Below are 434 nucleotides of genomic sequence, written 5' to 3' on the forward strand. Positions count from 1 at the left end.
AGACCGAGATCCGGCTTTTCGCCAGCGACAATCGCAGCAACGTGCTTGCCCATCGTGGAAGCCAGCGCCACGCTCGTACCATTGTAGCCGACCGCATAGACGACACGCTCGTCGAGCCGCCCGGCATGCGGGATGCTGTCCATGGTCATCGCGACCAGACCCGACCATTTATGAGTAACCGCAACGTTCGACAGTTCGGGAAATTGGCGCACCATCGCCTTGTGGAGCGCTGAAAAAGCGCTTGTCGAATCCGTCTTGCCGAATGCACCCCGGCCGCCATAGAGCAGACGATCACCGGCCTTGCGAAACCAGCGCATCATGCGCCTTGTTTCCGTATAGCTGCGGCCATTGGTGAGCAGATTGCTGCCGGAAAGCGGTTCCGTCGCGATCATTGCCGAGCGGAATGGGATGATTGCCTTGCGAACGCTTGCGGT

The 434-nt window shown here is 59.7% G+C and carries 1 protein-coding gene; it reads right to left on the bottom strand.

Features of this window, described 5'->3' with window-relative positions; all coding sequences use genetic code 11:
• Window positions 1–392: NAD(P)/FAD-dependent oxidoreductase (locus AB1462_RS32160; protein ID WP_367249158.1), on the bottom strand; the 392-nt coding region annotated here is incomplete at its 3' end.
• Between the last annotated feature and the right edge of the window lie 42 nt (window positions 393–434).

Origin of the sequence: Pseudomonas sp. SB113 (genome assembly GCF_040754745.1) — a bacterium.
Lineage (GTDB): Bacteria > Pseudomonadota > Gammaproteobacteria > Pseudomonadales > Pseudomonadaceae > Aquipseudomonas > Aquipseudomonas grimontii.